The sequence below is a fragment of the Bifidobacterium sp. WCA-178-WT-4B genome, from assembly GCF_009696495.1.
Classification (GTDB): Bacteria; Actinomycetota; Actinomycetes; order Actinomycetales; family Bifidobacteriaceae; genus Bifidobacterium; species Bifidobacterium infantis.
Window position 1 is genome coordinate 28674 of sequence record NZ_VULV01000002.1, and the last position, 22953, is coordinate 51626.

General features: G+C 60.3%; 17 protein-coding genes and 1 other RNA gene. 16 read left to right on the top strand and 2 right to left on the bottom strand.

Annotated features, from left to right (window positions below; genetic code table 11):
- Positions 1–36: 36 nt before the first annotated feature.
- Positions 37–477, top strand: coding sequence for a transcriptional regulator NrdR (gene nrdR, locus FYJ31_RS01940; protein ID WP_014484715.1), 441 nt, complete (start codon positions 37–39; stop codon positions 475–477).
- Positions 478–609: 132 nt separating this feature from the next.
- Here nrdR and serA read toward each other — a convergent pair whose 3' ends face one another.
- Entirely contained in the window at positions 610–1809 is a 1200-nt protein-coding gene (serA, locus tag FYJ31_RS01945; protein ID WP_012577220.1) for a phosphoglycerate dehydrogenase, read from the bottom strand.
- Between the two features lie 10 nt (positions 1810–1819).
- Positions 1820–4099, bottom strand: coding sequence for a HelD family protein (locus FYJ31_RS01950; protein WP_154535827.1), 2280 nt, complete (start codon positions 4097–4099; stop codon positions 1820–1822).
- 333 nt (positions 4100–4432) lie between these two features.
- Between FYJ31_RS01950 and mraZ the strand changes: the two genes are divergently transcribed.
- The 15 genes from mraZ to FYJ31_RS02025 all read left to right on the top strand — a co-directional run bounded on the left by mraZ (position 4433) and on the right by FYJ31_RS02025 (position 22861).
- Positions 4433–4954 carry a division/cell wall cluster transcriptional repressor MraZ gene (gene mraZ, locus FYJ31_RS01955; protein WP_012577222.1) on the top strand — a complete coding sequence of 174 codons (522 nt, stop codon included), beginning with the start codon at positions 4433–4435 and terminating at the stop codon, positions 4952–4954.
- A complete protein-coding gene (gene rsmH / locus FYJ31_RS01960; protein WP_154535828.1) occupies positions 4954–6033 on the top strand; it encodes a 16S rRNA (cytosine(1402)-N(4))-methyltransferase RsmH in 1080 nt (359 codons plus the stop codon). The genes mraZ and rsmH overlap by 1 nt, the downstream gene beginning before the upstream one ends.
- Before the next feature lie 6 nt (positions 6034–6039).
- Positions 6040–6489: a hypothetical protein gene (locus FYJ31_RS01965; protein WP_012577224.1), complete on the top strand. Its 450-nt coding sequence runs from the start codon at positions 6040–6042 to the stop codon at positions 6487–6489.
- Positions 6486–8288 carry a peptidoglycan D,D-transpeptidase FtsI family protein gene (locus tag FYJ31_RS01970; protein WP_326831159.1) on the top strand — a complete coding sequence of 601 codons (1803 nt, stop codon included), beginning with the start codon at positions 6486–6488 and terminating at the stop codon, positions 8286–8288. Before FYJ31_RS01965 ends, FYJ31_RS01970 begins: the two co-directional genes overlap by 4 nt.
- Before the next feature lie 26 nt (positions 8289–8314).
- Positions 8315–9187 (top strand): hypothetical protein, encoded by an 873-nt coding sequence (locus FYJ31_RS01975; protein ID WP_154535829.1) that lies wholly within the window; start codon positions 8315–8317, stop codon positions 9185–9187.
- A gap of 48 nt (positions 9188–9235) precedes the next feature.
- On the top strand, positions 9236–10687 hold the full coding sequence (locus FYJ31_RS01980; RefSeq protein ID WP_154535830.1) for a UDP-N-acetylmuramoyl-tripeptide--D-alanyl-D-alanine ligase: 1452 nt from the start codon (positions 9236–9238) through the stop codon (positions 10685–10687).
- Between the two features lie 44 nt (positions 10688–10731).
- A complete protein-coding gene (gene mraY, locus FYJ31_RS01985) occupies positions 10732–11838 on the top strand; it encodes a phospho-N-acetylmuramoyl-pentapeptide-transferase (protein WP_326831160.1) in 1107 nt (368 codons plus the stop codon).
- Between the two features lie 54 nt (positions 11839–11892).
- Positions 11893–13338, top strand: coding sequence for a UDP-N-acetylmuramoyl-L-alanine--D-glutamate ligase (gene murD, locus FYJ31_RS01990; RefSeq protein WP_229773819.1), 1446 nt, complete (start codon positions 11893–11895; stop codon positions 13336–13338).
- Positions 13325–14542, top strand: coding sequence for a putative lipid II flippase FtsW (gene ftsW, locus FYJ31_RS01995; RefSeq protein ID WP_154535833.1), 1218 nt, complete (start codon positions 13325–13327; stop codon positions 14540–14542). The genes murD and ftsW overlap by 14 nt, the downstream gene beginning before the upstream one ends.
- A gap of 15 nt (positions 14543–14557) precedes the next feature.
- Positions 14558–15739 (top strand): UDP-N-acetylglucosamine--N-acetylmuramyl-(pentapeptide) pyrophosphoryl-undecaprenol N-acetylglucosamine transferase, encoded by a 1182-nt coding sequence (locus tag FYJ31_RS02000; protein WP_154535834.1) that lies wholly within the window; start codon positions 14558–14560, stop codon positions 15737–15739.
- 100 nt (positions 15740–15839) lie between these two features.
- Positions 15840–17378: a UDP-N-acetylmuramate--L-alanine ligase gene (gene murC / locus FYJ31_RS02005; protein WP_154535836.1), complete on the top strand. Its 1539-nt coding sequence runs from the start codon at positions 15840–15842 to the stop codon at positions 17376–17378.
- Between the two features lie 134 nt (positions 17379–17512).
- A complete protein-coding gene (locus FYJ31_RS02010) occupies positions 17513–18442 on the top strand; it encodes a cell division protein FtsQ/DivIB (protein ID WP_326831166.1) in 930 nt (309 codons plus the stop codon).
- Between the two features lie 188 nt (positions 18443–18630).
- Positions 18631–19026: a transfer-messenger RNA gene (gene ssrA / locus FYJ31_RS02015) on the top strand.
- Between the two features lie 66 nt (positions 19027–19092).
- A complete protein-coding gene (gene dtd / locus FYJ31_RS02020) occupies positions 19093–19581 on the top strand; it encodes a D-aminoacyl-tRNA deacylase (protein ID WP_154535840.1) in 489 nt (162 codons plus the stop codon).
- A gap of 160 nt (positions 19582–19741) precedes the next feature.
- Complete coding sequence (locus FYJ31_RS02025) at positions 19742–22861, top strand: alpha-mannosidase (protein WP_154535841.1); 3120 nt, start codon at positions 19742–19744, stop codon at positions 22859–22861.
- The last annotated feature ends 92 nt before the right edge of the window (positions 22862–22953 follow it).

Consider the following 22953-nt stretch of genomic DNA (forward strand, 5'->3'; position numbering starts at 1 on the left):
ATGGTTTTTCCGCCCGTACACGTTATTCTGGGGAGCATGCATTGTCCTTTTTGCCAGAACCCCGACACCAAAGTCATTGATACGCGCATTAGCGATGACGGTCATTCCATCCGTCGGCGTCGCGTATGCCCGAAATGCAACAAGCGTTTTACCACGGTGGAAACCAGTATGCTGCTGGTCACTAAACGTTCGGGTGGCGTGGAGCCATTCAGCAGAGACAAAGTGATTTCCGGCGTACGCAAAGCCTGCCAGGGGCGGCCGGTCAGAGAAGAGGATCTGAAGCTGCTGGGACAGAAAGTCGAAGAGGATCTTCGCTCCCGAGGCCTTGCCGAAGTCACCTCAGACGAAGTGGGCAAAGCCATCCTGAAACCGTTGCGTGACTTGGATGTGGTGGCGTACCTTCGATTCGCGAGTGTGTACCAGAACTTTGCAGGTCTGGAGGATTTCCAAAGCGCCATTGATGGTTTGCGTGAATAATATTCGAATGCCATGCACCGTGATATGCGAGTGATTCGCAAACCATGGTGCGCGCCAATCATGAAGCCCTGCACTTATGAAAGAGACCCGTCAACGACGGGTCTCTTTCATATCAATCGAGGATGAGCTGCGTCAGCTGATGACACGCATGCGAATGGTGCCTTCGATGCTGCGCAGTGCTTCAAGCGTGGCGGCGCTGGGCTTCTGAGCCACGTCGGTGACCACATAGCCAAGTTCGCCTTCGGTGGCCAGCGACTGGAAGGAAACGTTGATGTTCTCCTCGCCGAGCACACGATTGACATGAGCCAGCACACCAGGAAGATTGTCGTGCAGATGGGCGATACGGCACACACCCTCGCACTCACCGAGGTTGATCTGCGGTAGGTTCACGGACAAGGAGGTAGAACCCCTGAACCAGTAATCCTCAAGACGCTGAGAGACGAAATGGCCGATGGATTCCTGAGCTTCCAAAGTGGAGCCGCCAATATGAGGAGTCAGAATCATATTGTCTTCATTGGCCAGTGAGGTCTCGAACGGATCTCCGCTCTTCTTCGGTTCAACGGGGAACACGTCGACCGCCGCGCCAGACAGATGGCCGGAATCGAGGTGCTGCTTCAGAGCTCCCAGATCGGCGACGAAACCGCGCGAAAGGTTAATGAAAATCGCGTCCTGCTTCATGTGGGCGAATTGGTCTTCGCCGAAGAAGCCGGTGTTCGACTTGCGGCCATCCACGTGCAGGGTCACGGCATCGGACTGTTCCAGCAGTTCGTTGAGGGTGTCGCAACGGTGGGCGTTGCCCAGTGCCAGTTTCTCTTCAATGTCGTAGAACACCACGCGCATGCCGAGGGCCTCGGCCAGTACCGACAGCTGGGAGCCGATGTTGCCGTAGCCTATGATGCCGAGGGTCTTGCCGCGCACTTCATGCGAGCCGGAAGCGGACTTGTCCCACAGGCCATGCTTGATGTGATGCGTGTGTGCGGGAATGCGGCGCATCAAGCAGATGATGTCGCAAATCACCAATTCCACCACGGAACGGGTGTTGGAGTAGGGAGCGTTGAACACGGCGATGCCACGCTTGCCGGCGTACTCCAGATCGACCTGATTGGTGCCGATGCAGAAGCAGCCGATGGCGCTGAGCGTAGGACGCGCATCCAGAACGCGGGCTGTGACGTTGGTCTTGGAGCGTACGCCCACCAGGTCCACGCCATCCAGCGCGTCGATGAGTTCGTCCTCGCTCAAGGCGCCCTTCATGGTCTCGACTTCGAAACCGTGGTCACGCAACGACTTGGCCGCGTCGGGGTGAATGTTTTCCAATAACAGTGCTTTGGGCATGCTTCATACCTTAGATGTTCAGGGACTTCTCGTCTGTTTTTGTCCGAACTATAACCAGTTTCTGGGTCGGCCTGGTCATTGCCACGTACAGGTCCGAAGCGGCGACCGGGCGGCTCGGCGCGTCATCCTCGATGAGACCGGGCTCGACCACCACGACGGCATCGAACTCCAGACCCTTGACCGTTTCGGTGCCGCAGACGCTGATTTGCTCATCCCATTCGGGCTGCTCGATGAGCCTTGCGTATTCGGCCGGGTCAAGAATGGCGGCCAGTTTGCGGCGCACGGCGTCGTGCACCGGGGCGATGAGATCATCCGGACAGATGACGGCGATGCGGCCGGTGCCGTCTGCCGAAACGAATTGTTCGGCAAGCTGCGCCGCCTGCTCGGCCGTCGTTTCCAGCAAGGACGACATGTCGGGCACCACATTGCGGGACACCGAATCGGGGATGGTGCGCACCGCATTGACCGTGGAGATATAGAGGCCTTCCTTCTCGGCGAATCGTGAGGCAAGTTCGGAAACTTCCTGCGGATTGCGGTAGTTGATGGTTAACTCGTTCAGATCCCAGTGGCTTTCTCCGAACAGGCGGTTCATCGATTTGCTCCAGCGTCGGGTGCCACCCAGCGCCGAAGTCTGCGCCACATCGCCCACGATGGTGAACGAGCGGGAGGGGCAACGGCGGATCAACATACGCCAGTCCATGGCGGTCAGTTCCTGCGCTTCATCGACCACGATGTGCCCGTAGGTCCATTCACGGTCGGCCGCGGCCCGCTGCGCGGTCAGCTCAGCGTCGTCCCCGTTCATCTGGTCGAGCAGCATCTGACTGGAGACGATGCCTCCACCCAGACCGGTCGCGGCCAGCGTGTCTTTGGCATACTGCTCTTCGGCGGCACGACGTGCGTCGGCGGCGGACTGGCGGGCCACCGCCTTGGGATCGGGGCCCAGCATATCCATCGCTTCGTCGAGCAGCGGAATGTCGGAACGGGTCAACGGGGAGCCTTTGGGACGGGCAAGTGCCGCGATGTCGTTGTCGGTCAGCCAACCAGCCAGAGACTTCAGACGTTCGGGATGGGCGAACAGCTGATCGATGAGCCATGGGGCGGTCATCGGCAGCCAGCACAGGTTCAGGGTCTTGCGCACCTGCTCGTTCATACGCAGCAGCGACATCGCGCGGTTCAGCTCCGCCTGATCCGGCGTGTAATCAAGCTGTTCGGCATAACGGTTCTGCATGCTGGTCAGCATCGAACGGATAAAGGTCTCGCGGGCCTTGTTATGAGGTTGCCGGGTGCGCTTCGCGTCCGCCTGCGCCTGTTCGATATCAGTGGCCAACATCGGTACCTGAATGCCGCTAATGGTTACTGTCGGCAGAGCAGCGGGAACACGCACGCGTGCGGCGATGGCATTGGCCACTACGGAGGTCATGCGTCGGTCGCCCTTGAGCTTGGCTGCATAAGGGGAGTCGACCGCCGTGGCGGTGATGCCGGGAATCAGATCGCTGATGGTGCGTGAGACCACGCCGGTCTCGCCCAAGGAGGGCAGCACCTGATCAATGTAGTGCAGGAACGCCGAGCTAGGGCCAACCACCAGCACGCCGGAACGTTCCAGCGTGCGCCGGTGCGTGTACAGCAGGTAGGCGGCGCGATGGAGCGCCACGGCCGTCTTGCCGGTGCCGGGGCCGCCCTGCACCACCACGGCGCGATTCATGTCGGAGCGGATGATGCGGTCCTGCTCGGCCTGAATGGTGGCCACGATATCGGTCATCTTGCCGGTGCGGCGTGAGCTCAACGAAGCCAGCAGCGCACCCTCGCCGGTCAATGTGCCGGCGGAAGACGCCTGGCCGATCTGGTCTGAATGCACGTCGAGCACCTCATCCTCAACGCCCACGACTTCGCGGAAACTCAAGGTGATATGCCTGCGCATCACGATGTCGCCGTGATTGGAGGGGGTCGCCTCATAGAAAGGACGTGCGGCTTCGGCACGCCAGTCGGTCAGAATCGGCTCATGGTCCGGGCTCGACAGGCCGATGCGGCCGATGTAATGACGGTCGCCGTTCTTGGCATCGAGGCGGCCAAACACCAGCCGATCCTCAACGCTGCGCAATTGCGTGAGGCGGTTTTCGTACATTGTGGCAAAGGAGTCTCGTTCGCTGCGTTGCGTGGGGGATCCGTGGGAGCCGGCGGCGCGTACGGTGTCCAGGCGTTGCCACATTTCGGCTCGCAGATCATCCAATCGTCCATAGGCGCGATCGACGGCCTGCTGCTCCTCATGCAGCTGGGAGGCGTAACTCGACATGCTGTTCTCTTCGTTCCATTTCCGTGGGGCAGAAAAAACTTAAGGCATTCAAATTTACCGCACACCCCCTACGTCAGTGATGCGGACAACCCGGAATAGGTGAATTCAGCGTGAATTCACCATGCTGCTTGGTCGGTGGAGTGCACAACGTGGATTGGATGTGCGGAGCGTCCATTCGTGCGACAGTCGTGGCCGACACGCGCAATCCATCGGTAATCGCCCTAAAAGGGTGAGCAAATCGTGCAGGAGTGGGGAGAAATGGGGAATCGTGGGGTAGAGTGGTGAACCAGTTGGCCGAAGTGTATCCCACGTAACGATGAAGGAGGTGGAGCCATGGTTGCCGATCAGCCGATTCGCGACGCTGATGCCAACGCACAAGGCTCCACCACTATGGCCGATCTCATGGCTGGTCTGCCGCCATTGCTTCTCGGCACATATACGCCGAAGATCGATGCCAAGGGCCGTATGGCGCTTCCGGCCAAATTCCGCTCCCAGCTGGGGCAGGGCCTGGTCATGGCCCGAGGCCAGGAACGGTGCGTGTACCTGCTGCCGTTCGATGAATTTCGACGCATCGCCTCGCAGATTCAGCGTGTGTCGGTGGGAAACAAAGCCGCCCGCGAATACCTGCGTGTGTTCCTTTCCGGTGCCGTCGACCAGCAGCCGGACAAGCAGGGCCGCGTACTGGTGCCGCAGATGCTGCGCGATTACGCCAATCTGGGTTCCGACGTCGTGGTGATCGGCGTTGGCACCCGTGCCGAACTGTGGAATAAGGACACGTGGGAGTCCTACCTCGCCGAGAAGGAAGAGGGATATTCCGACATTGCTGACGATGTGTTGCCGGAGGTGGAATTCTGATGGTTGATGTGGCGAATATTCATCTGCCGGTATTGCTTGACGATTGCGTGAACCTGATGGCGCCTGCCCTGGAACATGAGAACGCCGTCGCAGTGGATTGCACTTTGGGCCTTGCCGGCCATTCCATCGCCTTCCTCAAAACCGCGCCTCAGGCTCGGCTCATCGGCATTGACCGTGACAGCGAAGCGCTGGGTCTGGCCGCCGAACGCATGGAACGGGAGGGGCTCGCCGATCGATTCATCCCAGTGCATGCCGCCTTCGATCAGCTTGATCAGGTGTTGACGGACCGAGGCATAGAACGTGTGGACGCCGTATTCATGGATCTGGGATTATCCAGCCTGCAGATCGACGAAACCGATCGTGGCTTCTCCTATTCGCATGATGCGCCGCTGGATATGCGCATGGACGTCAGCCAGCCGTTGACGGCCGAACGGATTCTTGCCACCTATGATGCGGCGGAACTGGTCCGCATATTCAAGGAATACGGTGAAGAGCGTTTCTCGCGTCAGATCGCCCGCGCCATCGTGGCGCATCGAGACAAGGGGCCGTTTACCACCACCGCACAGCTCAACCGTCTGGTCGATGAAGTGGTGCCGCAAGCCCACCGCCCGGCGGGCAATCCCGCCAAACGCGTCTTCCAGGCGTTGCGCATTGAAGTCAACGGCGAATTAGACAAGCTCGCCTCCACATTGCCGCAAGCCGCGAACCGACTGCATGTCGGGGGACGACTGGTGGTGGAGTCCTATCATTCGCTCGAAGACAAAACCGTCAAATCGTTCATGGCACAAGGGCTGCGAGTGGATGTTCCGGCTGGCCTGCCTGTCATACCGCCGGATGCCCAACCGTTTTTCACGGATCTCACGCGAGGTGCCATCAAGGCCGACGAACATGAAATCGCAGCCAACCCGAGATCGGCTTCGGTGCGGTTGCGGGCGGTGGAAGTCAGCCGTGATATTCCGTCGCGATGGAGGAAACGCTTTACGCAAACCGCGCAGGGCCTGAATGACATCAAGATACAAGGCTCCGCGTCTCCGGGCAGAGCCAAAAACACAGCACGAATTCGTACAAGGAGGGGATAACGGCATATGGCAACCGCACGTAACATTCGATCGAACGCGGCTCCGGCCTCGAACCGGCCGCACACCAAGCATCAGTCCTCCTCCCGACCTGAGCTGCGGGTGGTCTCCAACCCGCGTGGAGACGAGCGGGGCAATGTCGTCGGACGGGTCATCGAATGGACCAGAACAAGAAGCGCACCGCTGGTGCACGTGGCCATCGCAGTGATCTTCCTCGTCGGCACCTTGTTCGGCGCGCTGATGCTGCGTACCCAGATGGTGCAGAACTCGTTTGAGGCGGCACAGATCGAAACCAATATCAACAGACTTACCCAAGATATCGAAGACGATCAGGCCAAACTCGATCAATTAGTCGCGAACCTGCCCGACAAGGCCAGCGACATGGGCATGGTCCCGCAGCAGGGATCAGTGTCCATCGACTTAAGCGGATACCAGTCCAACAAAGGCGGAACCCAGTGAACACCATTCGTCGCATCGTAGAGTTCGCCAAGGTCAAGACCTTCGCGTTCAAATGCATTGCCATCGGCGCCGCATTGGCGTTGGTGGCGTCGGCATGCGTGATTCAGCTGGCCTCCACCCAGCTCATCGGCGGCCGTCAAACCGCACAAGCGGCCACGGCTAACCGCACCCTGACCGTGACGTTGAGCGCCAAGCGTGGGCGTATCCTCGACGCCAACGGCTCCGTGCTCGCTCAAAGCGTGGAGCGTTATACTATCGTCGCCAATCCGGAGGCTGCACAGGAGTTCGAGCCGATTACTTGCAATGACAACACCCGTGATTACTGCCACGAAATTGACGGCAAACCCGTGGGTGCTACCGGAGCGGCGGCCGTGGGCCGACTGCTGGCCAAAGTCCTGGATATGAACGCCATGGAACTGGGCGCTGATCTGTCCGGTACCGGGCAGTATGTGATTCTGAAGAAAGACGTGACCCCACAGGTCAAGCGCAGCATCGAGGCGTTGCACCTGGGCGGTATTGTCTGGGGTGAGCTGAGCAGTGAAAGACTGTATGCGGATGGCGATCTCATGGGCGCGCTGCTTGGCGGCGTGAACGACAACGGCGATGGCGTCGCCGGCATCGAGCAGGTCGAGAACAAGACGCTTACCGGAACCGATGGCCATGAAACCTACCAGCGTGGTAATGGCGGCGAAGAGATTCCCGGCACCATGACCGAATCGGTGGCGGCCAAAAATGGCGACGATGTCACCCTGACCATTGACCGTGATGTGCAATGGTATGTCAAAAAGGCCTTGAAGGAGGCCGAATCCAAGTATGGTGCAGCGTGGGCGATCGCCGTGGTGCAGGATGTCCAGAGCGGGGAGATTCTCGCACTGGCCGATAGCGATGAAGTACAGGCTGGTACCGATGCGGCGAAGATGAGCCCGTCTCGGGCCGTGTCCGAAACCTTCGAGCCTGGTTCGGTGGGCAAGGTCATCTCCATGTCCGGCTATCTGCAGACGGGACTGCATAAGATGAGCGATCAATTGTCGGTCCCGGACCACATCACACAGAAGGGCCAGACCTACAAGGACTCATTCGACCATGGCACTGAGCGCTGGACGCTCGCCGGTATTCTGCAGAACTCATCGAACGTCGGCATGATCATGGCCGGGGAGAACTATCCGGATGAGCAACGCTACGAGTACCTGACCAAATTCGGCATCGGACAACCGACCGGACTGAACCTGCCCGGTGAATCGAGCGGTCTGCTCACCAGCCCTTCGGCATGGGATCTGCGTACGCGCAACACCATCCTGTTTGGTCAGGGCTACGCCGTCAACGCCCTGCAGCTCAACAACGTGGTGGCCACCATCGCGAACAAGGGCGTCAAGCAGCAGCAGTCGATCATCAGATCAACCACCGATGCCAATGGCAAGACCACTGAGACCAAGAAGGGCGAAGCCACCCGCGTGGTGGATGAAAAGGTCGCATCGGACATGATGAATGCGATGGAATCAGTGGCGGAGAGCTACAACAAGTTCGTCAAGGTCGATGGTTACCGCATGGCCGCCAAGTCCGGTACCGCAGAGGTGCAGGGTTCGGATGGCGCGCTCTCGTCCATTCTCTCCGATTATTCCGTGGTGATTCCCGCGGACAACCCGCGCTATGCGGTCACCGTGGTGCTGAAGGATCCGAATGGTGTGTTCGGCGGTCTGACGGCCGGCCCTGTTTCCGCACAGATTTGTGAGTTCCTTATGCAGAAATACGAGGTGCCTGTCTCCAGTCCACGAAAAAATGCTATTCCAGTCACGTGGTAAGGATCAGGGGAGAAAGGCGATAGCCCATGAGTGCAGTGAGCGAATCCATCGCCCAGCGGGTGACCTTGGGAATGCTGGTCGAACGGTACGGTTTTGAAGTCGATCCACCCTTCGCCACCAATGTCACCATTACCTCACTCAGCGATGCCGTGGATACCGTGATTCCCGGCTCGCTGTTCATCTGCACGCATGAGCAGGAACCCGATGTGCTGCATGCCGCACAGGCCGGTGCCTATGCGGCGTTGCTGCCACGCGCGTCCAAAGGGCAGATCGCCAATGCCGATATACCGTTGCTCTACGGCGATTGCGACGATCGCGTACTCGGCGATCTGGCCAGCGGCCTGGCCGGTGGACCATCCAACGCCATGGCGGTGTTCGCGGTGACCGGTGCGGATGAGCAGGCCGTTGACGCAGGCGTGTCCCAGCTCTCCGAATTCCTGCACATGCTGGGCAATCCGGTGGCGGTAATCACCGCATCCGGGTCCACGTCGATGACACGTACCATGAACCTGAACTATCCTCTGGGCATCCTCGATATGCAGCGCGCGCTGTCCGTGTGCGCCGAAGACGGTGTGGCGGCCGTGATCATCGCCATGGATGACCGCACATTGACCGAGCATGCGTTGGAATCGGTGAACGTGGATGTGCTGGGCACGGAAGATGTCAACGCAAGCGCAAGCTTGGACGAATTGAAGACACGCTACGCATTCGTTGCGGAACATGACATGTCCATGACCTCGTCGACACCCGAATCGGATGAAATGGCTGCGGATTCACCGGCAATGTACGACCGCGTCCGACTCGGGCACATGTCCTTGGCCATCGCCATGGTACTGGCCGCCGGCGTGAGGAAAAACAACATACGCAGTGCCCTGCATGTGGCCAACAATCTCAATTAAGTCCGTGGATGCGGGACGAAGCGTAATCGTAAAGGAGTTTGAAACACCATGGTTCCGATGAGTGTGGAGGAGATCGCCAAGGCCGTCGATGGTCGATTGATCGGAGACGCCGATTCCGAGTCTCGAGCCACCAATACGGTCAGCGACTCGCGGCAGGCCGGTCCCGGATCGGTGTTTGTGGCCATCCGAGGCGAGCGTGTCGATGGGCATGACTTTGTGGCGAAAGCCGCTGAACAGGGAGCCACGGTGGCCATCGTCGACCATGAGGTGGAGTCCGATGGCCTGCCGCAGATCGTAGTGAAAGACACGGTCGACGCCCTTGGCGAGCTCGCCCGACACAACATCGTTCGCCGCCGCGAGCTGGACGGCGACTTCGACATCATCGGATTGACCGGTTCGGTGGGCAAGACCACCACCAAGGATCTGCTCTCCTCCCTGCTTGCCACCGTAGGCCCGACCGTGGCTCCGGTGGGATCGTTCAACAATGAGATCGGCCTGCCGCTCACTGCGTTGCGGGTCGATGAGCACACCCGGTTCTTCGTGGCTGAGATGGGTGCCAGCCATATCGGCGAAATCGCGCGACTGACCCGTATCGCGCCGCCGAACACGGCAATCGTATTGAAGGTCGGCGTCGCTCACCTTGGAGAATTCGGCTCCCGCGAACGCATCGCACAGGCGAAAAGCGAAATCGTGCAGGGACTGCTTCCCGGAGGCACCGCGGTACTGAACGCCGATGACGAACACGTGGTTCCCATGGCCGGCCTGGCCAGCGGCGATGTGCTGTGGTTCGGCTTGGGATCGTCGCAGGAGCCCGAGGTGCGGGCCATTGATGTCACTGCCGACCGGTCCGATCATGCTGAATTCACGTTGGTCGATGCGGACGGCAACCATACGCCGGTGCATCTGGGCATTCCTGGACGTCACAACGTGATGAACGCGTTGGCCGCCGCAACCGTGGCGATGCGTTACGGTATGGCACCCGAAACGGTGGCGCGGATTCTGGCCTCGCAGCACACCATCAGCCCTCATCGCATGGCATTGTCCACGGTGAATCGCGAGGGGACTTCCTTCACACTGATCGATGATTCCTTCAATGCCAATCCCGACTCCATGAAAGCCGGCCTGAACGGGTTGAAGGCTTGGAACTCAAATGACGGCAAGGATCCGTTCCGCGTGGCGCTGCTGGGTGCCATGCTGGAACTCGGCGCCGATGAGACGGCATTGCACACCTCTATCGGCACGTATGCGGCCGAATTGGGCATCGACGCGATCATCGCGGTCGGTTCCGCCCAAGACCAACATCTCGATGCACTGGCACAGGCTCTGGCGGACGGTGCCCGTCAGAGCCAATCCGCGTCGGTGGATTGCGTACACGACATCGATGCGGCCGAACAGCTGGTCATCGACTTGGCGCGCAACCATTCCGACGCTGTGGTACTGCTCAAGGGATCGCACGCGTCAGGCCTGAGCGCTTTGGCTGAACGCTGGGCAAAGAACTGACCCGATAACCACCCCAAGAAACCGACAAGAAAGAGAAGCTGCACGTGATTGCTCTGATCATTGGAATGCTGGTGTCGCTCATCGTCACCTTAGTCGGCACCCCGCTGCTGATTCGGCTGGTCCACAAGCTGCACTATGGCCAGTACATCCGCCAGGATGGGCCGCAGTCGCATCTGGTCAAGCGCGGCACCCCCACGTTGGGCGGCGTGGTCATCAACTTCGCGATTCTGCTCGGTTGGGCATCCTCCGCACTGTACCGATACCTGCGTTCGGGCGACGTGCCCTCCTGGTCCGCGGTGCTCGTACTGTTCGCCATGCTGTCGATGGGTCTGCTGGGCTTTATCGACGACTTCGCCAAGGTGCGTAAGAAGCAGAACGAAGGCCTATCGGTGACCGGCAAGTTCATCGGCCAGTTCATCTTCGCCACCATATACGCGGTGCTGGCGCTGCTGATTCCCACCAAATCGGGTTTCCCCAGTGCGCAGGCGGGCATCAGCTTCATCGAACGGCCGTTCTTCAACTTCGACTTCGCCGGTCGAACCGTGGCCATCATCCTGTTCGTCATCTGGGTGAACTTCCTGATGACCGCATGGACCAACGCAGTGAATCTGACGGATGGGCTTGACGGTCTGGCGGCAGGTTCGTCGATGATCGCCTTCACCGGTTTTGGCATCATCGCATTCTGGGAAAGCTACCACATCAAGGGCGGCAGCCATGGCGGATATTCCTATGCCGTGTCCGATCCTCTCGATCTGACCGTCATCGCCGTATGCGCGGCCGTCGCCTGCTTCGGCTTCTTGTGGTACAACTCGAACCCCGCATCGATTTTCATGGGTGATACCGGTTCCCTGGCCTTGGGTGGTCTGTTCGCAGCCCTGTCCATCGCCACGCACACCGAATTCCTGGCGGTGGTTCTGGGTGGACTGTACGTCATGGAAGCCATGAGCGACGTCATCCAGGTCGGGTACTTCAAGATGACCCACAAACGTGTATTCAAAATGGCACCGATCCACCATCATTTCGAACTGAAGGGTTGGACCGAAACCAAGGTGGTGGTGCGGTTCTGGATGATCGAACTCATCTTCGTGCTGCTCGCCCTGACGATTTTCTACGGCGACTGGGTCACCCGCTCCGGCCTGCTGTTCAGCTAGCGGAAATCTGGGTGGATTATGCTCACCCACGGAATTCCTATATCAGGAGGAACAATGCAAGTAGCGGATAAGACAGTGGCGATCGCCGGACTGGGGGTATCCGGCACCTCGTTGGCGGAGGTATTGAGGGAACGCGGCGCCCACGTGATTGGCGTCGACGAGAGGAAGCCCGAGGCTGATCTCCGCTCCTTTGATGACGTGGACTGGGACCACGTGGACTACGTCATGTCGTCCCCGGTGTTCAACCCCCGCACCCCGTTCGTGCTGGAAGCCCAACGCCGTGGCATCCCCGTGATGAGCGAGGTGGAATTCGCATGGCAACTGCGTGTGAATAACGAGCGCACCGGTACTCCGGCTCCATGGATCGGCATCACCGGCACCAACGGCAAAACCTCCACCACCGAGATGACCTCGGAAATGCTCACCGCCTGCGGACTCGACGCGCCGACCGCCGGCAATATCGCCTCCGGAGACATGAGCATGAGCCTGTCTCGTTGCGCCACCAATCCTCAGCATGACGTACTGTGCGTGGAACTGAGCTCCTTCCAATTGCACTTCACCGATTCGCTGGCACTTGACTGCGCGGCGATCACCAATATCGCCGACGATCACCTCGACTGGCATGGCGGGCGCGAGAATTACGCCGCCGACAAATCCAAGGTGTTCCACAACGCCAAACACGCCATCGTCTACAATGCGCAGGACACCAAAGTCAGCGAACTGGCGGCCGAGGCCCAAACCGCCGAAGGATGCCGCAAGGTGGGATTCACGCTCGAGGCCCCCCAGGCCGGTCAGATCGGCATTGAAGATGGCTGGATTGTGGACAGGAGCGGCGTGGCCGGCGGCGCAGTGGGGGAGCCGGTCAGACTGGCCGCCATCACCGATTTCACGCATCTGGCGGAGCCGGACGGCTCACTGTACCCGCATCTGGTGGCCGATGCATTGACGGCATTGGCGTTGGTGCTGGGACTTGGCGCTGATTGCGATACCGCGCTGAAGGCGCTTACCTCGTTCAAGCCGGGCGGCCATCGCATCGAAACCGTGGCTGAGGCCGTAGTCGAGGGCGGCTCTGTTCGTTTCGTGGACGATTCCAAAGCCACCAACGGCCATGCGGCACGCGCCTCGCTGTCCAGCTTCCCGGCCAAGTCTGTGATCTGGATTGCCGGAGGTCTGGCCAAGGGCAGTCGATTCGAGGACCTGGTCAAGGACCAGGCACATACCATCAAAGCGGCCGTCATCATCGGCAAAGACCAGCAGCCGATGATCGAAGCGTTTGCCAGCCAAGCTCCGGACATCCCGGTGACCATCATCGATCCCGAAGACAACGATACCGTCATGGATCGTGCCGTCGAAGCCTGCGGCACGTATGCCGCCGCCGGCGACATTGTGCTTATGGCTCCGGCCTGCGCCTCCATGGACCAGTTCAAGTCCTATGCGGATCGAGGCAATCGATTCGCCGCCGCAGCCAAGACGTGGAGCGAGGTGCATGGCCTCCACTGATACCCATAAGCGTAAGGCATACAGAGCCCCTGACAGGCCCGCACTCGAGATCACCGACTACACGGGTTGGCGAAGCTTGCTCAACCCGCTATGGTGCTACCACGGATTCCGCATGGCCGTGGTGGGGCTGACATGCTTCGGCCTGATCATGGTGTTCTCCAGCTCCACGGTCACCATGGCCGCACTGGGCAAGTCGCCGTTCCTTCAGCTTCTGAACCAGGGCGCGTTTTGCCTGATCGGCTTGGTGCTGGGCTTTGTGGCATTGACGATGCCGGTGACGTTCTGGAAACGGACCGGCGTGTTCTTTGTGGTGGGTGCCTGTCTGTTGCAGGCGCTGACCTTTACTCCGCTGGGTCTCGACGTCTACGGCAACAAAGGTTGGCTGAACCTCGGCTTCACCACTATCCAGCCGGCCGAATTCATGAAGTTCGCGATATGCATATGGCTGCCCTCGTCGTTGCATGCCTGCAGCAAGATGTACCACAAGAAGGGAATCAAAGCATATGCCGCGCCGTTGGTGTTGTATGCGATAGGCGTGGCGCTGGTGATGGGCGGCAAGGACCTCGGCACGGCCATGATTCTGGTCTTCATCGGAGGCGTGGCCTTCCTGATCGTCGGATTCCCCAGTAAATGGATGGGAGTCGGCGTATTGGGCGCGGTGGTTATGGTCGGTGCATTGGCGGTTTCCAGCCCGAACCGCATGCGTCGTATTCTGGCCACATATGGCGATTGCTCGGCCGCTGACGCGCAGAGCGTATGCTACCAGTCCATTCACGCCAAGTACGCCATCGCCTCCGGAGGCTTTCTGGGATTGGGCATCGGCAATTCGCGAGAGAAATGGAATTACCTGCCGGCCGCCCATAACGATTTCATTTTCGCGATCATCGGCGAGGAGACCGGATTCGTTGGTTGCGCCATCGTATTGCTGTTCTTCGCGATTCTCGCCTGGTGCATGATCGTCATCGCATTGCAGGTCACCGATCGTTATGTTGCCATGGTGCTGATGTGCGTCACCATTTGGATTGTGGGCCAGGCCATGGTCAACATCGGCGTGGTCGTGGGTGTGTTCCCGGTATTGGGCGTGCCTATGCCGTTCGTCTCCGCAGGTGGCTCATCAATGATCATGTGCTTGACGGCGGCCGGACTGGTTGTGGGACTTATGCGCTCTCAACCGCAGATAAAACAGTCGCGTCAGAGCGCGTAAGTAGACTCGGTAATCATGGATCAAGGCACACCACATATCGTTCTTGCTGGCGGCGGTACCGCCGGACATGTCAATCCGCTGCTCGCGGTCGCCGGGGCGATTCGCGACATCGAACCCACGGCACAGGTCACCGTCATCGGCACTGCGGTGGGTTTGGAGAAGGACTTGGTGCCTGAGGCCGGCTACGAGCTCGACACCATCGAAAAAGTGCCGTTCCCGCGTCGCCCTGACCTGTACATGCTGCGCTTCCCGGCAAAATGGAAGCGAGAAACCGCCAAGGTGCGCTCCATTCTTGAAACGCGGCATGCGGATGTCGTGGCCGGATTCGGCGGGTATGCTTCCGCCCCCGTCTACGCCACCGCACATAAGATGGGCATTCCGATTGCCGTCCATGAGCAGAATGCGCGTGCCGGCATGGCCAATAAACTGGGCGCTCGTTGGGCCGATTTCATCGGTACCGTGTACGAGGGCACCGGTCTCAAACCGCGTGCCGGAGCCGACGTCGAGCGCGTCGGTCTGCCGTTGCGCCCGGCCATCGCCTCCCTGACCAAACGCATCGGTGACGACCGTGCCGCCGTACGCCGTGAATCGGCCGCGCAGCTTGGCGTCGATCCGAACCGTCCGCTGGTGCTGGTCACTGGCGGATCGCTGGGAGCGCAAAGCCTGAACCGCGCCATCGCTTCCTCCGCCGCAGACCTGTTGGCCCACGCACAAATCATCCACTTGACCGGGCGAGGCAAAATCAGCGAAGTACGCGAACTGGTCACGGCCTCGGCCGGCGCGGACGTGCTTACCGGCATCGGCCCCGAATCGGCCGGACAAGGTGACTACCATACCGCCGAATATCTGGAACGAATCGATCTGGCCTTCGCCTGTGCCGACTTGGTGATTTGCCGCGCCGGAGCCGGATCGGTATCCGAGCTGGCTGCACTGGGTCTGCCGGCCATTTACGTGCCGCTGCCCATCGGCAACGGCGAGCAGCGTTTCAACGCCGAGCCGGTGGTGAACGCCGGCGGCGGCCTTCTGGTCGCAGACAAGGACCTGACCCCGCAGTGGGTGCATGAGCATGTGCCCGATCTGCTCGCCGATCACGAACGACTTGCCGAATTCGGCCGCAAGGCATGGGAATACGGCATCAGAAACGCTGCCGAAATCATGGCCCGGCACGTTCTGCAATTAGCCGAACCATCCAAATAGTATTCAGATATCATCCCGTGCGCGATACGGGCCAATCCCGTCCCGCAACACGAGATACGGTCATAATATAGGGTGCTGGAATCCCCAAAGGAGTTGTGAATTGTCTCAAGATCAGCCCATCGTGCTTGACCCCACGTATGCCTCATTCGATGCTGCGGCCCGCCCCGCGGATCTCGGCGCCACCCATTTCATCGGTATCGGCGGCGCCGGTATGAGCGTTCTGGCCGAAATGCTGCACGCCGAAGGAGTCGCGGTGGACGGCTCCGATCGCACACACAGCGCCAAAACCGACCGACTTGAAACGCTGGACATCACCGTTGAATTCGGGCAGCGAGCCGAAAATGTCGCCCAGGCCGAGACCGTGGTCTACTCCAGCGCCATCAAACCGGACAATCCGGAAATCGTCGCAGCGCACGCGGCAGGCAAGCGCATTGTGCATCGCAGTGACATCCTCGCTCTGCTCATGAACGGCAAACGAGCCGTCACCGTGGCCGGAGCGCATGGCAAAACCACCACCAGCTCCATGCTGTCCCACATTCTGGTGAACGCCGGTGCTGATCCAAGCTACGCCATCGGCGGCTTTATCCAAGGCCCGGACGGCACCACGCTGGACGGTGGACACGCGGGCAAAGGCGATATCCTGGTGGCCGAAGCCGACGAATCGGACGGCAGCTTCGCCAAATATCATCCGACCATCGCCATCATCACCAACTGTGAAGCCGATCATCTCGACCATTACGGCGACGAAGCCCACTACCGTGCCGCGTTCGTTGCCCACGCCGGCCGGGCCACCGGTCACGTGATCATCAGTATCGACGACCCCGACGGACTTGCCGTGCTGGAGGCCATGCCCGCCGACGTGAAATCCCATACCGTTGCCTACGGCACTACCGCGCGTGAATCCCTGCCCGATTTGGGCGGTGCCGCGTATGTCTGGATCGCTTCGGAAAGCGAGACCGCAGGCAGCGGCGTCGAACAGCTCACCCTGCATCTGCCGGCCGCGGTGACGGCGGGGGAGCCGGTGTCTCAGAGCGTTGCCCTGAAGGTTCCTGGCGTGCACAATGCGCGCAATGCGGCCGCCGCCATCAGCGCTGCCGTGCTGCTGGGCGTGAGCCCCGCAGACGCGGCCAAGGCGGCCGGCACATTCCTCGGTGCGGCACGCCGTTTCCAGGTGCGCGGCACGGTCAAGCAGGTCACTGTAGTGGACGATTACGCCCACCATCCCACCGAAATCGCGGCCCTGCTGGATGCGGCCCGACGCCGGTACCCCGATTCGACCATTCGTGTGATCTTCCAGCCACACCTGTTCTCCCGCACCAAGTTCTTCGCGCACCAGTTCGCCGAATCCTTGGCCAAAGCCGATGACGTCATTATCACCGGCATCTTCCCGGCCCGTGAAAAGCAGGCCGATTTCCCGGACATCAGCCCCTCCACCATCGTGGACGCGGCTGCGGGACTCAAGGATGCTTCCGCAGGCACGTGGATTCAGCCGGTCGAGGATATGTGCCTGGCCGCCAAGATGATGGCCATGCGCGCCCACCACGGCGACGTGATCTTCACCGTGGGCGCGGGCGACATCACCGACATGGATCAGGTGCTGCTCACCGCACTTGAGGCCCATCGGGAAAGCTGCGAGTGATGTCCGGGCGCACGGTCAGATCCGGGGGCAATGACAACGGCTCACGTCGTTCGTCCGGAAGTCCCCGCAAGCCGCGCACCATCGGTTCACGCGGAAACACGGGTCACTCGTCGAAGTCTCGCGCTCCCCGGTCCGTGTCTTCCGGGCATGAGATCGACGAGCCGGAGATTATCGACGATGTGACGGTAGCCAAGGGCCAGGCCGGTGCCTTCGTCGATGCACGACGGCTGCACAGCGAGGATTACGTTGCCGAAACGTTGCACCAGACCACCGGCTCCCTAGGAGTCGTATCACGCCCGAAAGTGGTGAATTTCACCGAACGCGCCAAAGAACGCAAGCGTGCGAACGTACGTGTCGTTGCGTTACGCGTGTTGATTGCTGTCGTCAGCGTGGCTGTAGTGACGGGGCTAACGTGGCTGCTGCTCTTCTCGCCGGTGTTTCGTCTGGAAACCAGCGAGATCGGCGTATCCGGTGCCAACGAATGGGTGAGCGCGCAGACCATCCATGCCATCGCCGATAAGCAGGCTGGAAAGTCGTTGTTCCTGGTCTCCGCCCATGAGGTCACAGAGCAACTCAAGTCCATTCCCGGCGTCAGCGAGGCCAAGGTCTCCAAACAGTTCCCCAAGTCGATGAGCGTGGAAGTCAAGGCGCAACGGCCTGCGGCCATGCTGAAAAGAGGCGATACCCTGACCGCGGTGGATTCCCAGGCGCGCGTGTTGAACTCGGTGAAGAACGCCAACGTGGATGGCATCCCGGTGATCGAGGTCAAGGATATAGACGCCAGTCTCAAGAACCGTTCGGTGAAGGAGGCGCTGGCGATTCTGGGCGCATTGCCGGAATCGATGCGTAAGTCCATTACCAAGGTCACCGCTGAGACGCAGGATTCGGTGACCACCACGCTTAACGACGGTGACCGCGTAATCATTTGGGGCGACTCATCGCAACTGAAGCTGAAGCTGGCGGAAGTCGAGGAAATCGACAAGAACATCACCGCTGGCACGGCTGGCTTTGCCGGCAAACATCAGATTGATGTTTCCGCATCCCAGAAGCCCATCATCAAGTGATGGCGGTTCCGTTGGCTTCGTTGGTTCCGTTGGTTCCGGGGCGATGTTCGCTCCGTTGGTCCTGCTGACAACGTTGGTTCCGTTGGTTCCGGGGCGGCGTTCGCTGCCGGCGACTTGCGCGCGTAGCGCCATAGGGTGTATACTGAAAAGTCCGGCCGAAAAGCCGGAAGCTTGATAACTCAAGATTGGGGGGCGATCGGTTTCGACGGTGACCTGTTCGCTGCAGGGAAGCGTGCCGAGAACGCCGGGTCCGCTCGTGGATGACCCCGGCAAAAGAATAAGTGCTAAATCTAACCGCACTGAGTTCGCTCTCGCTGCCTGATTTTAGTCAGGATTAACCAGTGAGCAGCCGCTCCGTTCACTCCTCCTCGTCTTTGGGGGGATGCTGAGCGTCGTTTAGAAGACTTGCTGATGCAGTTGAGCCTCAGGGCTGCATCGGGACTTTAACTGCGGATATGCTCGCCATCAGTTGTCTGCGACATCGATGGGGGCAGAAAAATCGCCAACTTGGCCAGCAGACTACGCACGTAGAAGACTGTGGGCTCGGTCATCGGACCGGGGTTCAATTCCCCGCGCCTCCACCAAGACAAGCGTCGTTTCCGTAAGGGAACGGCGCTTTTTTGTTGCTGCAGTTGCTACTGTAGGGAACCATGAAAGTCGTATTGCAACGAGTATCCGAAGCGTCCGTGAACGTGGCCAATGAATTGGGCACGCTGGATCCCACGTTCGAGCCGCAGCAGATTGGCCCGGGATTCATGATTCTGGTGGGCGTCACCGATGAGGACGACGACAAGCAGATCGCCTGGCTGGCCCATAAGATCCTGAATCTCAGGGTGTTCGAGGATGAGCAGGGCAAGATGAACCGTTCGATTCAGGACATCGGCGGCGAGATTCTCTCCATCTCGCAGTTCACGCTGTTTGCCGACGTGCACAAGGGCAATCGCCCGAGCTTCATCAAGGCCGGCAAGCCCGAGCATGCCGATCTCATGTGGATCAAGTTCAACGAGGCGTTGCGCTCCGGGGGAGTACCGGTGAAGGAAGGTCGTTTCGGCGCGCATATGCGGGTCGGGCTGGTCAATGACGGGCCGGTGACCATCGTCATCGACACCGAGCATGACATGCCTGACGGAACACGCTGAATTGCGATAATAATTTGACATCATATCCCGTTCCTTCCAACATGTTACTAAAGCGCTTTAGTCTCCTGCGGGCGAGGGCGCATGTCGATATGTTTCCCATGAACGGGCAGCACAATGATGTGGCCGCACAAGCGGCAGAGATAAGGGGAGTGAACAGCAGATGTTCCTGAAACCTGAACAGCAACTGGAGCGGTGCAAGCGCATCGTGCGCCAGCGCGTGGACCCTCATATCCACCCATCGATCGTACAGCTCGCGGTGGAGTCCTTTGACATTCCCGGAGAGCCGATGCCCACTGACGAGTTCTTCACGAAACTCAATCGAGGTGACATCGATTTCAAGCCGTTTACGCTCGGCAGCGAATGGGGCACCACATGGGGCACGGTCTGGTTCCGCCTGACCGGGTCCGTGCCGGCCGGCTACCCGAAAGGCAAGCCGCTGGAGCTCATCCTCGACCTTGGCTGGTACCCGCACTCCTGCGGCGGCCATATCGAGGGCCTCGTCTACCGTGCCGACGGCACCGCCATCAAAGCCGTACACCCGCTCAACTATTGGGTGCCGTTCATGGATGCCGAGGGCAACGCGCAAGTGCCGGTCGCCGAAGACGGCAGCTTCACCCTGTACCTCGAAGCCGCCAGCAACCCGCTGCTGCTCGGCGTGCCTCCGTTCATTGAGACCGAACTGGGCGACCATGCCACCGGCAAGCCGGACGAGCCGTACGTATTCAAGTCTGCCGATCTGGCCGAATTCGATGAACGCTACGAGAACTACTCCGTCGATCTCGACGTGGTGAGCTCCCTGATGGAATTCGCCGACAAACAGTCGCCGCGCTACTGGCAACTCGCCAAAGCATTGCAGCGTTCGCTGAACGCCTACGACGAGCGCAACCCCGAATCCGTGGAAGCCGCGCGCGCAGCACTCGCCGGCGTACTGGCCAAGCCGGCCAATGCCTCGGCCATGAACGTCAGCGCCATCGGCCACGCACATATCGACTCCGCATGGCTGTGGCCGGTGCGCGAGACCCGCCGCAAGGTGGCCCGCACCGTATCCAACGCATTGGCGCTGATGGACGCCGACCCCGACTTCAAATACGCGATGAGCTCCGCCCAGCAGTACGCCTGGCTGGAAGAGGATCATCCGGACATCTTCAAGCGCATGAAGCGGCGCATTGAAGAAGGCCGGTTCATCCCGGTCGGCGGCATGTGGGTGGAAGCCGATGGCATGCTGCCCGCCGGCGAATCGCTGATTCGCCAGATTGCATATGGCCGCAAATACTTCAAGGAACATCTCGGTGTGGAGCCCAAGGGCGTATGGCTGCCGGACAGCTTCGGCTACACCGGCGCATGGCCACAGATCGCCCGCCGTGCCGGGTACGAATGGTTCCTCACGCAGAAGATCTCGTGGAACGACACCACCAAGTTCCCGCACCACTCGTTCATGTGGGAAGGCATCGACGGCTCGCGCATCTTCACCCACTTCCCGCCGGCGGATACTTATGCCGCCTGGTGCAAGGTCCAGGAACTCGACTACGCCGAGAAGAACTTCCAGGACAAGGATCTCTCCGACCGCTCGCTTCTGCTCTTCGGTTTCGGTGATGGCGGTGGCGGCCCCACGCGCAACATGATGGAGCACCTGCACCGCTACGAGAACCTCGAAGGTGTCTCCAGGGTGAGCATCGAAGAGCCGAATGACTTCTTCGACAAGGCGCATCAGCAGCTTGCAGAGAACGCCGGCCCAGAAATGCCCGTCTGGAAGGGCGAGCTGTATCTCGAACTGCACCGTGGCACCTTGACCTCGCAACAGGACATGAAACGCGGCTGCCGCCAAGAGGAATCGCTGTTGCGCACGGTCGAATACCTGGGCGCAGCCGCCGTGTTGTCCGATCCGGAGTACGTCTACCCGCGCGAGGAGCTGGACCGCATATGGAAGACGCTGCTGCTGAACCAGTTCCACGACATCCTGCCCGGCTCGGCCATCGCATGGGTGCACCGCGAAGCCCGCGAGGACTATCGCCGCGACCTGAAGCGTCTCGCTGAAATCGCCCAAGACATGTGCGCCGTGCTGCGCAAGGCCAACCCGCAGGCCGACCTGCTCGCCGAGGCCCGCATCAGCCAGTTCCGCAATGACGGCGCGTCTTGGCATGCCAACCGCATCAACGAACCGACCAACGCGCTTTCCGTACTGACCCAGACATCGGAGAACGGCCGTGTACTGCTGGCCAACGGCGTACTGTCCGTCACCATCGAGGCCGACGGTACAATCTCGTCGCTGCTTGACGAGGAGCATGGCCGTGAACTGGTTCCGGCCGGCACCCGACTGGGCCAATACGAACTGTTGAGGGACGAACCCGCCGTTTGGGATGCGTGGGAGATCGAACGCGAATCCCTGCTCATGGCGAATGCCATGACCGGATCAATCGAATCGGTCGATACCGAAAACGGTGCGGCACGAGTTCGCGTGCGCACCGCCGACGATGACACCGTTATCACCACCACCATCACGCTGCGCCCGGGTTCGCACACGCTTGATTTCCATGCCGATATCGACTGGCATGAGCGCGAACGTTTCCTCAAGGTCGCCTTGCCGCTGGGCATTGTGGCCGATCAGGCGACCTACGACTGCCAGTATGGTCTGGTCCGCCGCCCAATCGTCAAAAACACCGCATCAGACGAAGCCAAGTATGAGAGCAGCACGAACCGTTTCGCCATTATCGGCGATGCCGGTTACGCCGCGGCCGTCATCAACGGATCGGTATACGGGTCCGATGCCACGCCGATCGCCGGGAATGCCGCCGAAGGTTGTGACTCGGGCACTATGTTCCGACTGTCATTGCTCTCCGCGCCGACCTTCCCCGACCCGCGCACCGATATCGGCTCGCACGAGTTCGACTGGTCCGTGGTGACCGACGCCACGGTGGACCGTGCGCTTGGCGCCGCCGGTGTGCTCAACGCACCGGTACTCCATGATGTGCCCGATATCACGCCGCTCGCCTCGATCGAGTCCGTCAATGGCACCGTGGTGCTGGACTGGATGAAGCTGGCCGATGATGGTTCCGGCGACCTGATCGTACGTGCCTATGAGGCGGCCGGCGGCCAGGCCGATGCCACGCTGCGCATCTGCCCGGCGCTCGCAGGCGCTTCGGTGCATGAGACCAACGTGTTGGAAGGCGACGATCTGGCCGCCGACCTGCCGGTCGCGCTGCAAGACGGTACACAGAACGCCGAAGGCGCCACACTGCACTTCGGCTCGTTCCAGCTCGCCACCCTGCGCATCACGCGCTGAATTTTCGCCTGACGCTTCTGCCTCCTTGTACCATGAGGGGGCAGAAGCATGTCGTATTACGGTTTTCCCAATTGCCACCACACCCATCATTT